Origin of the sequence: Marinospirillum alkalitolerans, from assembly GCF_045055655.1 — a bacterium.
GTDB lineage: Bacteria > Pseudomonadota > Gammaproteobacteria > Pseudomonadales > Halomonadaceae > Marinospirillum > Marinospirillum alkalitolerans.
The window spans coordinates 393693-406655 of the sequence record NZ_JBANFI010000004.1; the positions used below are offsets into that span (position 1 = coordinate 393693).

The 12963-nt window shown below is 53.3% G+C and carries 15 protein-coding genes; 6 read left to right on the forward strand and 9 right to left on the reverse strand.

The features are described 5' to 3' along the window. Positions 1-13: 13 nt before the first annotated feature. From lepA to rpoE, 5 genes are all read right to left on the reverse strand, one after another. Entirely contained in the window at positions 14-1825 is a 1812-nt protein-coding gene (gene lepA, locus V6U78_RS08725) for a translation elongation factor 4 (protein WP_405339475.1), read from the reverse strand. A 118-nt stretch (positions 1826-1943) separates the two neighbouring features. Then, complete coding sequence (locus V6U78_RS08730) at positions 1944-3386, reverse strand: DegQ family serine endoprotease (RefSeq protein ID WP_405339477.1); 1443 nt, start codon at positions 3384-3386, stop codon at positions 1944-1946. A 42-nt stretch (positions 3387-3428) separates the two neighbouring features. Then, positions 3429-3878 carry a SoxR reducing system RseC family protein gene (locus tag V6U78_RS08735; protein ID WP_405339479.1) on the reverse strand — a complete coding sequence of 150 codons (450 nt, stop codon included), beginning with the start codon at positions 3876-3878 and terminating at the stop codon, positions 3429-3431. A gap of 35 nt (positions 3879-3913) precedes the next feature. Continuing rightward, a complete protein-coding gene (locus V6U78_RS08740) occupies positions 3914-4612 on the reverse strand; it encodes a sigma-E factor negative regulatory protein (protein ID WP_405339481.1) in 699 nt (232 codons plus the stop codon). 159 nt (positions 4613-4771) lie between these two features. Continuing rightward, complete coding sequence (gene rpoE / locus V6U78_RS08745) at positions 4772-5350, reverse strand: RNA polymerase sigma factor RpoE (RefSeq protein WP_405339523.1); 579 nt, start codon at positions 5348-5350, stop codon at positions 4772-4774. A 261-nt stretch (positions 5351-5611) separates the two neighbouring features. Here rpoE and nadB point away from each other — a divergent pair, with 261 nt between their 5' ends. Continuing rightward, positions 5612-7216, forward strand: coding sequence for an L-aspartate oxidase (gene nadB / locus V6U78_RS08750; RefSeq protein WP_405339483.1), 1605 nt, complete (start codon positions 5612-5614; stop codon positions 7214-7216). 91 nt (positions 7217-7307) lie between these two features. Here nadB and V6U78_RS08755 read toward each other — a convergent pair whose 3' ends face one another. Beyond that, a complete protein-coding gene (locus V6U78_RS08755; protein ID WP_405339485.1) occupies positions 7308-7721 on the reverse strand; it encodes a hypothetical protein in 414 nt (137 codons plus the stop codon). Continuing rightward, a complete protein-coding gene (locus V6U78_RS08760; RefSeq protein WP_405339487.1) occupies positions 7681-7992 on the reverse strand; it encodes an FAD assembly factor SdhE in 312 nt (103 codons plus the stop codon). The genes V6U78_RS08755 and V6U78_RS08760 overlap by 41 nt, the downstream gene beginning before the upstream one ends. 267 nt (positions 7993-8259) lie before the next feature. Between V6U78_RS08760 and V6U78_RS08765 the strand changes: the two genes are divergently transcribed. Genes V6U78_RS08765 through lapB form a run of 3 tightly spaced genes read left to right on the forward strand, consistent with a single transcriptional unit; the run spans position 8260 to position 10072 of the window. Then, on the forward strand, positions 8260-8556 hold the full coding sequence (locus V6U78_RS08765) for an integration host factor subunit beta (RefSeq protein ID WP_405339489.1): 297 nt from the start codon (positions 8260-8262) through the stop codon (positions 8554-8556). A 5-nt stretch (positions 8557-8561) separates the two neighbouring features. Further along, a complete protein-coding gene (locus tag V6U78_RS08770; protein ID WP_405339491.1) occupies positions 8562-8882 on the forward strand; it encodes a LapA family protein in 321 nt (106 codons plus the stop codon). A gap of 8 nt (positions 8883-8890) precedes the next feature. Further along, on the forward strand, positions 8891-10072 hold the full coding sequence (gene lapB / locus V6U78_RS08775) for a lipopolysaccharide assembly protein LapB (protein ID WP_405339493.1): 1182 nt from the start codon (positions 8891-8893) through the stop codon (positions 10070-10072). Here the strand turns inward: lapB and pyrF are convergent. Continuing rightward, entirely contained in the window at positions 10050-10748 is a 699-nt protein-coding gene (gene pyrF, locus V6U78_RS08780) for an orotidine-5'-phosphate decarboxylase (RefSeq protein WP_405339495.1), read from the reverse strand. The genes lapB and pyrF overlap by 23 nt on opposite strands. A gap of 254 nt (positions 10749-11002) precedes the next feature. Here pyrF and V6U78_RS08785 point away from each other — a divergent pair, with 254 nt between their 5' ends. Together V6U78_RS08785 and V6U78_RS08790 are read left to right on the forward strand one after the other, a co-directional pair. Beyond that, entirely contained in the window at positions 11003-11323 is a 321-nt protein-coding gene (locus V6U78_RS08785; RefSeq protein ID WP_405339497.1) for a ComEA family DNA-binding protein, read from the forward strand. A gap of 240 nt (positions 11324-11563) precedes the next feature. Beyond that, positions 11564-12244, forward strand: coding sequence for a hypothetical protein (locus V6U78_RS08790; protein ID WP_405339501.1), 681 nt, complete (start codon positions 11564-11566; stop codon positions 12242-12244). On the opposite strand, the gene V6U78_RS08795 is transcribed toward V6U78_RS08790, so the two are convergent. Further along, complete coding sequence (locus V6U78_RS08795; RefSeq protein WP_405339503.1) at positions 12239-12772, reverse strand: hypothetical protein; 534 nt, start codon at positions 12770-12772, stop codon at positions 12239-12241. The genes V6U78_RS08790 and V6U78_RS08795 overlap by 6 nt on opposite strands. Positions 12773-12963 lie beyond the last annotated feature (191 nt).

Here is a 12963-nt window from a genome sequence, read left to right on the forward strand (position 1 = left end):
ACTCGGCTCACCACTAACTATCGACCTGCAAGACCGCCAAGAAGGCATCTTGGGGAATCTCAACTCGGCCGACCTGCTTCATCCGTTTTTTACCCGCTTTCTGCTTCTCAAGTAGCTTTTTCTTACGCGTTGCATCACCACCATAGCACTTGGCCAGTACGTTCTTGCGCAGCGCCTTGACGGTTGAGCGCGCAATAATCTGACCGCCAAGCGCCGCTTGAATGGCCACATCAAACATTTGGCGTGGAATCAGCTCTCGCATCTTCTCAACCAGCGCACGGCCTTTGTTGGCAGCCAAATCACGGTGCACGATCAATGCCAGCGCATCGACCTTCTCACCATTAATCAGGATATCCAAACGGGCAAGCTTAGCTGCTTCAAAGCGATCAAAGCTGTATTCAAGCGAGGCAAAACCGCGTGAGGCTGATTTGAGGCGATCAAAGAAATCCAGGACCACTTCCGCCATTGGAATATCGTAAACCAGCTGCACTTGGCTCCCCAGATACTGCATATCTTTTTGCATACCGCGTTTTTCAGTACACAGGGTAATGATCGAGCCGACCATCTCCTGCGGCGTCAAAATCGTGCAGCGTGCGATGGGTTCGCGCATTTCGGCAATGCCAGCAGGATCAGGCAGGCGCGTAGGATTATCGACATACACCACCTCACCGCTTTTCATCTCAACTTCATAGACCACCGTTGGCGCGGTCGTCAGCAGATCCAGATCATACTCGCGCTCTAAGCGTTCTTGGATGATCTCCATATGCAGCATGCCCAAGAAGCCGCAACGGAAACCAAAACCCAAGGCTTCGGAGCTATCTGGCTCATAGAACAAGGAAGCATCATTCAGTGAGAGCTTATCCAGCGCCTCGCGGAAGTCTTCAAAGTCATCTGAGGACACAGGGAAGAGACCGGCATAGACCTGAGGCTTCACCTTTTGGAAACCAGGCAGGCGCTCAACATCAGGCGTTTTGGCATGGGTAATGGTGTCACCCACTGGCGCACCATGAATCTCCTTGATGCCCGAGACCAGATAACCCACTTCACCAGCCTTTAAGCAGCCAGTTTCAACACGCTTGGGCGTAAAAATGCCGACACCATTGGCATCCCAGGTTTTGCCTGTCGATTTGATCAAAATCTTATCGCCTTTCTTTAAGGTGCCATTTTTAATCCGCACCAAAGAAACAACGCCTAGGTAGTTATCAAACCAGGAATCAATAATCAATGCCTGTAAGGGGGCTTCAATATCCCCTTCAGGCGGTGGGACCTGTTGGACCAAGCGCTCAAGAATATCCTGTATCCCTATGCCGCTTTTGGCCGAGCAGCGCACCGCATCCGTGGCATCAATGCCAATAATTTCTTCGATTTCCTTTGCCACTTTTTCAGGATCGGCCTGGGGCAAATCCATCTTATTCAGCACAGGCACCACTTCGAGCCCCTGTTCTATCGCGGTATAGCAGTTGGCAACAGATTGCGCTTCAACACCCTGACCGGCATCGACCACCAGCAGCGCGCCTTCACAAGCGGCCAAGGAACGTGAAACCTCATACGAGAAGTCGACATGCCCGGGGGTATCGATAAAGTTCAGCTGATAGGTTTCACCTGATAAGGAGGCATAGTTCAGTGTGACACTCTGTGCCTTGATCGTGATACCCCGCTCTCTTTCCAGATCCATCGAATCCAGGACCTGCTCCTTCATTTCACGATCTGAAAGACCTTCACAAAATTGGATAAAACGATCGGCAATCGTCGATTTACCATGGTCGATATGGGCAATAATTGAAAAATTGCGGATATGCTTAATTGGGCTCACGTTCACCTGCATCCGAGAAAGAAGTCATCACAAAAAGAAAGCCCGATCACGGCATCGCGCCTGATCGGACTGCCTTGAAAAGTCGCCAAAGTCTAACTGATTCGGCGGCGCAGGGGAAATAAACCCGCTGCTATTCGCTGATATAAATCGCGACGAAGAGTGGACTACCCTGACGCACTAAGCGCAATGGGACAGCACGTCCAGCAGGCAGCTGCTCTACCAGCTGCTGATACACCTCTAAACTGGTGATGGATTGGCCTGCCAAGGACACCAGAATATCACCACGACGCACACCAGCTTGAGCAGCCAAACCGCTGGAATCGATCTGAGTGACCTCTAAACCGGCTTCCAGATTCCAGCGCTGACGCTGAGCATCCGAAAGAGGACTGAGTGTCAGCCCAAGACGATCTTCAATCAGCACCAAGCCAGACTTGGGATCGGCCCGACCTGCACTGCGCTGCCCTTGAGAATCATCTGGACGCTCGCCGACTTGAATGCGCAGTTCGATTTCAGCGCCATCACGCAGCACGCGGAACTGCCCAGCCTCGCCAGGGCGTATCCGACCAACAGCGGGCGGCAGATCAGAGGAGACCTCGATGCCGCGCCCTTCGACCGCCAGCACGATATCACCAGCTTGCAATCCGCCCGCAGCAGCAGGGCTGCGTGGATCAACCTGAGCAATCAAAGCGCCGCGTGGCCGATCCAGACCAAAGGACTGAGCCAGATGCACATCAATATTTTGTATCACGACACCCAACCAGCCACGCACCACGCGACCATCATCACGCAATTGAGCCACCACCTGCTCCACCACCTGCACGGGAATCGCAAAAGACAGCCCCATAAAACCACCTGAACGGGTATAGATCTGCGAATTCACACCGACCACCTCACCCTGCAGGTTAAACAGCGGACCACCAGAGTTACCCGGATTAATCGCCACATCGGTCTGAATAAAGGGCACATAGGTTTCATTCGGCAAAGAGCGACCTATGGCGCTGACGATCCCTGCCGTCACCGAATGGTCAAAACCAAAAGGAGAGCCAATCGCCAGCACCCAGGAGCCCACTCGCAGGTTTTCAGAGTCGCCAAAACGCACCACTGGCAGATCCTCAGCCTCGATCTTGAGTAGCGCCAGATCGGTTGCTGGATCACTACCGATCAACTCCGCCTGATATTCACGCCGATCACTGAGGCGCACCAGAATTTCCTGCGCGCCTTCAATCACATGATGATTGGTGACGATATAGCCATCCTGCGAGACGATAAATCCAGAGCCGAGTGATTGACGACTGGGGCGCTGACGCTGTGGCCCAGGCTGCGCAAAAGGCTGCCCACCAAAGGGAGGCTGACCAAAGAAGTGCTGAAACAGATCGGGAAAATCACCTGGCGGTGCGAGCGGCGCCTGACGCTGTACCTGACCACGCACAGTACTGATATTCACCACCGCAGGCGCGCTCTGTTCGACCAGTTCAGTAAAATCAGGCAGACGATCAACGGCCAGCACGGGATAAGCAAAAAGTAGCCAACAAGCAAAAAACAAGGAAAAGCGAGGCAAGGATATTTTTTTCATTTGCTGATGACTCCAATAGTGAACCTAGGATCAGTCAAATTTTCAGGAAGGAGAAGAGCGAACAAGCGGCTCGCTCGGCAAGATTAATTCCAGCTGCACCTTGGCAGCCCAACGCTCGGCCAGCGCCAAACCCAGCACCAAGCCCAGCAAGGCAGCAAGCGCTTGCACCAGCAGTGTAGGCGCCATCAGCGCATCAACAAGCACAACACTGAAAAGCGCACAGAATAATGGCAGCAAATATTGCCAAGCAGCGGCACGCATCAGCGCTGGACTCGACACGCCCAGCTCAACCAGATCGCCCACGCGCACAGAGGCAGGTGCAGGTAACTCAATCACTGGCGGGGCTTTTTTAAGCCAGCGCGCGACAACCCCCTGACCACAACCTCCTGCTAATTGGCAGGATTGGCAGCCCTGCACCGCCACAGGCTGTAACTGAACCCGATCACCTGAGCGGGCTGTTACGCGGGCAGGTTGTGTGATCTGGCTTGTCATCGGTGCGATCTCATGGGTGCGATCTCATGGGTGCATCAAGGCTCAGTCGCAGGCGACGTCCAGAAGAAGTTCACCGGTGACTGAAGCTGACCTGAACTCCAACTTGGCGCTGTTTCTTCCTCCATCACTCGCATACGCGAATAGGCCTCAGGCGCGACACTTTCACTGACCAGCTGGAAACGCTGCGGCGGTGCGTAGCCCTGCACAGGTGCCAGACGCAAAGGCTGGCTTGAGACCAGTTGCAAGCTAGGCGGCGCTGAATGCTGAATCGATTGAGGCTCAAGTGGCTGACTCACCAGCTCCTGCGAGCCAGCTGGCCCCTGCGGCAAATTAACCAGCTGCACGCCAGTAATCGCCAGAACCGCCACGGAAGCCGCCAAGGCAGCACCACGAAACCAGCTCCCCTTATCCTGCGCAACAGCCGCTGTCACAGCCTCTGCTGAGGCCACTGCGGGAGCATCCAGACGGCTATCATAGACCTGATCACCGCTTTCAAGCGCCAGCTGCTGCATGATTCGCGCCGACAAATCGACCTGCGCCACCTCAGCATGGGGTAGATCACGCATCTCACCGCGCATGATGCCTTGCACCAGATGATAGCGTCGCCACTTCTCGCTGAGCTCCTTTTGCAGCTCAGAAGAAGACTGCATCGCATTCAGTAAACGCGGTAGTTCTAGATCATCGTCAGCAGCATCCATTACAGCCGATAACGACTGATGTAGCTTCTCCGTCATACTTTCAACCTCTTTTCACCTTGTCTGCACCGCCATCTGGATTTGAGCCACTCAAACCCCTGTGCTTGATAGACAAGCGCGGCGCGGTTTGGTTTTGCCACTCATGTAAAAAACCTTAAAAAATACACACCTTTGATCTAGATCAAACGACGCCTGCGATCAAGAGCGCGCCTCGGTGAGTGAACGTATCGCTACATCTATCGCTTCACGCGCTCGAAAGATACGCGAACGCACAGTGCCAACCGGACATTCCATCGCTTCGGCGATCTCTTCGTAGCTGAGCCCCTCAAATTCACGCAGGGTGATCGCCGTGCGTAAATCGTGTGGCAGCTTTTCCAAGGTGACAAAAATCTTGGCCTCTAACTCATCGCGCATCACCTGCGCTTCTGGCGTGGCAATATCCGACATCTGCAAGGCATAAACCTCGGCATCATCAATATCGACATCTGTCCCTGGAGGGCGTCGACCCCGTGCCACCAGATGATTTTTGGCGGTATTAATGGCAATCCGATACATCCAAGTATAAAAAGCACTTTCTGAACGAAAACTACCTATCGCACGATAAGCTTTGATAAAAGCCTCCTGTGCGACGTCCTGCATTTCATGCGAGTCTTGAACATAGCGCCCGATGAGTGCAATGATTTTGTGTTGATACTTCTTTACCAGTAGATCAAAGGCACGTTTATCGCCCTTTTGCACTCGCTCTACTAGTCGCTGATCCGTTTCCCTAGCGCTTATCATCAGGAACCCCGCTTTATATTGAGCGCACTACCCTGCATGCGATCACCTTGACTTGTGATCGACTCCGACCTTGATGGCGCTTATGTTCTGCGCCCTTCTTTTTTTTGATCCAAACCTGAAGATTGACTTCTTGGATCAAGCACGAAAAACTTGCCAGCTGAACTCAAAGCCCTATACCTTAGCATGAGAGCGCCCAGTCCAGAAGTCTGATGGGCGCTCAAATTAACTCATTCGCTTGACTTAAGGAAAGCCATTTTGATGCCAGAGCAACGCTCCTATGACATTTTGATTATTGGCAGTGGTGCCGCCGGCATGACTGCCGCCCTAGAGCTCGCCAATACCGCCCGCGTTGCTCTGATCTGCAAAGCAGCACTGGGTGATGGCTCCAGCCGTTGGGCCCAGGGCGGCATTGCGACCGTCATTGACCCAACCGATACAGCTGAATCTCATATTGAAGACACCCTCAGCGCAGGCGCTGGGCTTTGCCATCGCCATACCGTCGAGCGGGTCGTCGCTGCCAGTCGCGCCAGCATTGAGTGGCTGATCGATCAGGGCGTTCCATTCACACCCGCCGATGAGCACGAAGATCTCGACTTTCCTTATCACTTAACGCGTGAAGGCGGCCATAGCCATCGCCGCATCCTCCATGCCGATGACGCCACAGGGCGTGCACTGGTCGAAACGCTGGTTCACAAGGTACGCCAGCATCCGCAGATCGATATTTTTGAGCAGCACCTGGCCGTTGATTTAATCACGCGCCACAAGCTCGGCCTGGCTGAAGAGGCTTGCGTGGGTGCCTATGTGCTCAATCTGGCCAGCCAGGAAGTCAGCCCAATCGGGGCCAAGGCGGTGATTCTCGCCACTGGGGGCGCCAGCCGTGTTTATCTTTACTCCACCAACCCAGATGCCAGCTCAGGCGATGGCATCGCTATGGCTTGGCGAGCCGGTTGCTCTGTCGCCAATATGGAGTTCAATCAATTCCACCCCACCTGCCTGTTCCATCCTCAGGCGCGCAGCTTTTTGATCAGCGAAGCTTTAAGAGGCGAAGGTGCACACTTAAAGCTGCCTGACGGTCAGCGCTTTATGCATCGTTTTGATCAGCGTGCGGAACTGGCACCACGCGATATCGTTGCACGCGCGATTGATCATGAAATGAAGCGACTCGGCTTGGATCACGTCTATCTGGATATCAGCCATCAGGATCCAGAGTTTGTTCGTAGCCACTTTCCAACGATCTACCAGCGCTGCCTTGAGCTAGGTATCGATATCACTCAGCAAGCTCTGCCTGTTGTTCCAGCCGCCCACTACACTTGCGGCGGTATTGTGACGGATGCCTATGGTCAGACGGAAATCCCCTGCCTCTATGCGATCGGCGAATGCGCCTTTACTGGCTTACATGGCGCGAATCGTATGGCAAGCAACTCTTTGCTTGAATGCATCGTCTATGGCCGTTTTGCGGCTGAAGATCTGCGCAGCAAAATCCAACAGCTGGCCCCGCCACCAGCACTTCCAGCCTGGGATGAATCTCAGGTCACTGATTCAGACGAAGACGTGGTGATCAGCCATAACTGGGATGAGCTAAGACGCTTTATGTGGGACTATGTGGGCATCGTGCGCACCAATAAGCGCCTTGAACGGGCAGCACATCGCATTCAACTGCTGCAATCTGAGATCCATGAGTACTATTCTAATTACCGCATCAGCGGGGATCTGTTGGAATTGCGTAATTTGGCCACCGTGGCCGAACTCATCATTCGCTCAGCGCAGCTACGCAAAGAAAGTCGTGGACTGCATTTCACGCTTGACTACCCTGCACCAGCGCCGGAAGCACGAGACACGCTACTGACACCAGATCGCTGGTGATTCTGGCGTGCAGTCTTAGCTGGGTCGTACGCAGGAAGATCACAGTGACAGAAAGGGCAAGGACAGCATACAGCGAACAGCATCGCTGTATTCAAGAAGGACGCCCAGCGCGCTGGGTATAGATCCAGCGTCGTAGCGCGGCGCGCTCTGCTGGCGTGACGGCATCAGGCCAAAGCAGCCAGCAGGCATAAGGCGCCCAAGGGAGACGCCAAGCAATCCAGAGAAAACTGACCCAACAAGGCACTGATGCCAACCGGTGGATTTCACCTTGACGGTTTAACACTTCAAGCTGATGCGGATGCAAACACAAGGCCACCGGCGCCGCAGGGCCAAAACCTATATAGAAGAACACGCTCAGCTGCACCAAGAGCGGCAGAATCAACCAGCGCGCCCAAGACCAGGGTTGCAACCAGAGCACACTGCCCAGCAGCAATCCGGCAGTCAGCAGCCAAACTCCTGCCAGTCTAGAGGCCTTTAAATTGATCCAAATCGCCTTCTCTGGCATGCGCGACAATCCTGTCAATAATCGGCATCAGAGTCTGATCTTCAGGCTGATCACGGCGCATTAACCAACCAAACAGATCCTGATCTTCCAATGTAATCAAGCGCTGATAATCCGCTTGTAGCTCTGCATCCAGCTGATCATAGCACTGGTCTAAAAATGGAATCAGCAGCAAATCCAGCTCCCACATTCCACGGCGACTATGCCAGTACAAACGCCGACGATTGGCTTCTGCGCTCGACTCACCCGCCATCACTTGTGCTTCAGACATCATACCAAGAACCTTTTCAGCCAAAAGAAGAAGAGGCTCAGTCTAAGCGCAACCCGCCTGAAAACCAAGCCTCGCATCATCGTCAAAGCGGGTGGTTCAACTCTTGGCACACTTTCTGAGTAAGAATGACTGCACAAACAAATGTTTAGCCCTACTAAAGAGTGCCGAATACCTATTGTCTAAAAGACGAAAGCTCACTATGCTAACTCAGGTAACTGAACCTCTAAGCTCAGCGGGCCAAGCTCCCGTCTCACACATGGAGTGATGTGCATGACCAAATCGGAACTCATTGAACAAATCGCCATGAAAAAAACCAACCTCAGCATGAAGCAGGTGGAGTTGGGCGTTAAGTTGATTCTGGATCACATCACTGACCATCTGGCGACAGGTGGTCGTGTCGAAATCCGCGGCTTTGGCAGTTTTTCGCTGCATTTTCGTGAGCCTCGCCGTGGACGCAATCCAAAAACAGGCGAGACAGTCGAGTTAGAAGGCAAGTATGTGCCGCATTTTAAACCCGGCAAGGAACTGCGCGATCAGGTTAACGCGGCCGCCAAGCGAGGCTACTAGCGACTATGCTCTTGATCAAGCGTCTTTCTTTCTCACTTGTCTTACTGGCTTGCGTCGTTTTCGGCTTGCTGTTTTCAATCCGCAACCAAACCTTAGTCACGCTCGATCTGCTGATCTTTACGCTGCCAGAAGCCAGCCTAGCGCTGATCATTATTGGCGCAGTATTGATCGGGACACTGATTGGATGGCTGCTGATTCTGCCCTATGCCATCAAAAGTCGTGCTCAAAAAGCCAAATTACAACGCGAGCTCAAACTCAGCCAGAAAGAACTTCATCAGCTGCGCACCTTGAGTTTAAAGTCCTATGACCAGTACCCCTTAAGCTAAACGCAGCCATGTTGCTTGAACTTATTGTTTTCCTTCTTCTTGTTGTTGCGCTGGCCCTAGGCTGGTGGATGGGGCGACGAGAAAAAAGACGGCGTCTTCCCCCACCAGGTAGTCTGCCGCAACTCAGTCAAGACTACTTTACTGGTCTCAATTACCTGCTGAATGAGCAGCCTGATGCGGCGATCAATACCTTTGTTCGCGCCCTAGAAGTCAACTCGGAAACCATTGAAACGCACATCGCGCTGGGCAATTTATTTCGCAGTCGTGGCGAATCTGATCGTGCGGTCCGCGTTCACCAGAATCTTTTTGCACGCCCCAGCCTCACCAAAGAGCAGAGTGAGCGTGTCCAGCTGGAACTGGCCAGAGACTTTATGGCTGCCGGATTACTGGATCGTGCTGAGCGACTTCTGATTGAGCTGGTAGAACAAAATGGCAAGCTGGCACTTGAAAGCCGCCTGCTTTTGGTGGATCTGTTTGAGCGTGAGAAGGAGTGGTACAAGGCCATCCACACCCTGACCAATGAGCTATTTCGCCATAAGCCACCACTGCGCCGCGCCGCAGCCCACTATGCATGCGAACTGGCCGCCGAATCTTTGCAGCAACGCCACTTTTCCGCTGCACGCAAGCAGCTTAAACAAGCCTTTGCCTTTGATAGCGGTTGTGTACGTTCAACCTTACTGATGGCACAGCTCGAGCTTTACAGCGGCAACCCTAAAGCAGCTATACGCTTGCTGTTGCGTATTCCTGAACAGGATGCCAACTACATCCCGACCATGCTACAAACGCTGGTGGATGCCTATCAGCAGCTCAACAAGCCGCAAGAGCTAGTCGAAACACTGGAGAAGCTGCTTGAACGCCATCCCTTCACCTCTGTGCTGCTGTGTTTAGCAGAAACTCTGTGCCAACAGAACCAGCATCAACTGGCTCTCGAGAAGATGGATTACCATATGCGCCATCAGGTTTCACTGCGCGGCGTGGACTACCTGATCGATCTGTATCTTCATCAAGCTGCGGGCGCAGAGCGCACGCATCTGCTGACTTTGCATAATTTGACCCAGCAGCTACTCTCCCATAAGCCTGAGCACCAGTGCCAGAGCTGCGGCTTTCAAAGCCAGCAACTCTATTGGCAATGCCCCAAATGTCGCCAATGGGGCAGTATTCAGCCGATTAAGGGCGTAGAAGGCGAATAATGTCTTGAACAGCCTCCGCCGGATGGGGTGCACGGGTAATAGGACGCCCAATCACCAGATGGGTACTGCCTGCAGCCATCGCGGCATCGGGTGTCATAATCCGGCGCTGGTCATCCTCGGCACTGGTTGGCAGGCGAATACCCGGTGTGACCTTCAAAAAACCTGCCCCCAGCTCTTGTTGCAACACGGGCGCTTCCTGCGCAGAGCAGACGACACCATCGAGCCCTGCTTGCTGAGTCAAACGCGCCAAACGTAGTACCTGCTCTTCAACAGAGCTGCTCACACCCAAAGTGGCTAACTCTTCTTGGGTCATGCTGGTCAAGATGGTCACAGCAATCAGATGTGTCTTTAACCCACGCTGATCCAGCGCCTCCTTGGCTGCCTGCATCATTCTGATGCCACCACTGGCATGAACATTGACCATCCACACTCCCTGCTCTGCGGCTGCCACAACGGCTTGCGCACAGGTATTCGGGATATCATGAAATTTCAAATCGAGAAAAACATCAAAATCACGCGCATGTAAAGCCTTGAGGATCTCTGGCCCTGCACGGGTAAAAAGCTCTTTACCTACCTTCACACGACATAAGCGTGGATCGAGTTGATCTGCCATCGCTAAAGCAGAAGCGGCATCCGCATAGTCTAACGCCACAATAACAGGGCTTAGATCCTTCATTCTCACCTCTTCACTGAACAAGCTGGTCGGGATGACCCAGAGGACAAACCGCCCCCAGATCGCAAGGCCACAGTATACCAGCTTGATCGCCGAGACTGGTTCGCCTCAGCTTTTTCTGCCGCACTTCACTGCTTTCAACTCGATTCTGGACAAATGGGCCTACTGATCTAAACTGGAAAAACCGCTGGCAAGGATGCCGTGCAGTTGCGGCACCTTATCGGTGGTGATCTATTTATCCACTCAAGGAGTAGGTTATGCAAGGACTCTCTGTTTCCTCATCCCTTTGTGCTCGACTCTTCTGGTTACTCTTTCTATGCAGTCTCAGCTTGGCGCATGCTGCTCCACCCACTGAGCAAGAAACACAAAACGTGATTGAAGCCAGTCAAAGGTTGAATATCAATCAGGCTGACCTGCAACAACTCACGGCCCTCCCCGGGATAGGCCCTAGTCGTGCAGCGGCTATTATTGAGCTGCGCGAACAACGCGGCGGCTTGACCGATGCCAACCAGCTGCTCGAAGTCCGTGGTATCGGCCCAGTCATACTGCAGAGCCTCGAGCCTCTGATTAGTTTCTAGCTCAACAGCCCATTCAACCACTCGGCCTGCTGCTGATCAGCGCAGGCCATCCCGCTGCTAGCGTGATTATGCTAAACTGGCCTCTTCAGTTCAGATTATTGTGATGCCCCATCTATGCTAGCCCCCAAATCGCCACTTGTTGACGCGGCCTCCACCAAGCTGCCCAAGTCAGATCTTCGACTCATCGCCCCCATCCATCACATCAGCGGATGGATCAACAAGAGGCTCATAGCACTATTGATGTGCGCACTCAATGCGCCTTGGACAAGCTTTATCCTGCTCAGCACTCTGTATGCCTCAAGCTTGCTGTTACTCAGCGCCTTAGGGGCCGCAAGCGACGTCTTGTTTATGGTGGCCTTGTCCCCTGTCCTCCTACCGATTATCTTTGCACTCACTTATATCGGCACGGCTCTGGTTTTACTGGCCTTGTTTGCACGCCATCCTGGCACGCGTCTTGGCTGTGCGGTGATCGTCTATATTTTGGTGCTTGGCCCTGCGCTGATTTTGGCCCTGAGTGATACACGCCTAGCCTTGATGCTCGGGCGCGATACATCCTTTTATCTGATCCTTGCCAATCTGCTTGTGATTCCTTGGCTTGCCTTGCGCTATCAAACAAGACTCGAAGGCTACAGTTTCTTATGCTTACCCGTGCTGGCTCTAGTTCTCGCTGTCACTTGGTTTGAATCCAGTGCAAGCTTGTCCTCACGCACCCTGTCCAGTGATGCTCTGATCCATCTAGACTGTGAGTGGATCACGCACAGAAACAGACGCAGCCCAACAGTCAGCCGCAGCCTGCTCTGTGATGTTGAGATTCAAGATCAAGGCCGCCGCCTACAGCTCTACGGCATGCCTGCGGCCTCTCGAAACATCACTCAAATAGAGGTGCGCCAAGCGCTGTTCCAGCACTACCGTTTGCTATAAAGGCGCAGCCTTCACCGCTTCAACCCAGCGGGCAAAACAGGGGTGAGGGCCAGCTAACTGCTGTTGATCTAGCTGATCAGGCTGCACCTCTAAAGGACCATAGCATGGCTCGATTTCAGCTTGCAGCTGGCGTCGCCGCTGTGCTTCAGTGGGTGTTAAGTTGCCGATCATATACCATCCACCAAAGCCAAAATCAAAACCAGCACCAAGATAACGCACAAAATGCTCAGCCGATTCAGCCACATGATCCAGCTCACCTTCTGAACCGAGAAAAACGACCGGCGGCGGCCCCTTCAAATCAGAGTAGGACCAGAGACAATACAGCGAGCCTGTACCATCACGACCAAACTGGATGAGCTGATCACCGCCTTGCCATCGCACCTCACGACCCAGCCAAGCAGCTAAGCTCTCTGCCCCCTCTACTGCGCTAGGCAGTTGAAGCTCAAGATCCATCGGCCACATGATCAACCCTTGCTCCTGCCACTTCAACAATGACAAAACCGCTGTTTCTGATGCTTGATCCAACATCCACACTGCCTCATAGTCCAAAATAATTGAGCCGCTTCACCTTAACGACCCCGCTTGATGCTCACCTAAAGATCATCACTCCATGGAAATGGTGCTTAGGAAACCTCTGATCAACGTCATGAGCGCAGGTCAGGCAAGACGAAATTGATCGAAAAAGCGGAGTTTACACGGAGTAAATGAGCATTTTGAGG

Coding starts and splice junctions, on each gene's coding strand:
- lepA (WP_405339475.1), bottom strand. CDS start 1,825: ATGCAGGTGAACGTGAGCCCAATTAAGCATATCCGCAATTTTTCAATT.
- V6U78_RS08730 (WP_405339477.1), bottom strand. CDS start 3,386: ATGAAAAAAATATCCTTGCCTCGCTTTTCCTTGTTTTTTGCTTGTTGG.
- V6U78_RS08735 (WP_405339479.1), bottom strand. CDS start 3,878: ATGACAAGCCAGATCACACAACCTGCCCGCGTAACAGCCCGCTCAGGT.
- V6U78_RS08740 (WP_405339481.1), bottom strand. CDS start 4,612: ATGACGGAGAAGCTACATCAGTCGTTATCGGCTGTAATGGATGCTGCT.
- nadB (WP_405339483.1), top strand. CDS start 5,612: ATGCCAGAGCAACGCTCCTATGACATTTTGATTATTGGCAGTGGTGCC.
- V6U78_RS08755 (WP_405339485.1), bottom strand. CDS start 7,721: ATGCCAGAGAAGGCGATTTGGATCAATTTAAAGGCCTCTAGACTGGCA.
- V6U78_RS08760 (WP_405339487.1), bottom strand. CDS start 7,992: ATGATGTCTGAAGCACAAGTGATGGCGGGTGAGTCGAGCGCAGAAGCC.
- V6U78_RS08765 (WP_405339489.1), top strand. CDS start 8,260: ATGACCAAATCGGAACTCATTGAACAAATCGCCATGAAAAAAACCAAC.
- V6U78_RS08770 (WP_405339491.1), top strand. CDS start 8,562: ATGCTCTTGATCAAGCGTCTTTCTTTCTCACTTGTCTTACTGGCTTGC.
- lapB (WP_405339493.1), top strand. CDS start 8,891: ATGTTGCTTGAACTTATTGTTTTCCTTCTTCTTGTTGTTGCGCTGGCC.
- pyrF (WP_405339495.1), bottom strand. CDS start 10,748: ATGAAGGATCTAAGCCCTGTTATTGTGGCGTTAGACTATGCGGATGCC.
- V6U78_RS08785 (WP_405339497.1), top strand. CDS start 11,003: ATGCAAGGACTCTCTGTTTCCTCATCCCTTTGTGCTCGACTCTTCTGG.
- V6U78_RS08790 (WP_405339501.1), top strand. CDS start 11,564: ATGTGCGCACTCAATGCGCCTTGGACAAGCTTTATCCTGCTCAGCACT.
- V6U78_RS08795 (WP_405339503.1), bottom strand. CDS start 12,772: ATGTTGGATCAAGCATCAGAAACAGCGGTTTTGTCATTGTTGAAGTGG.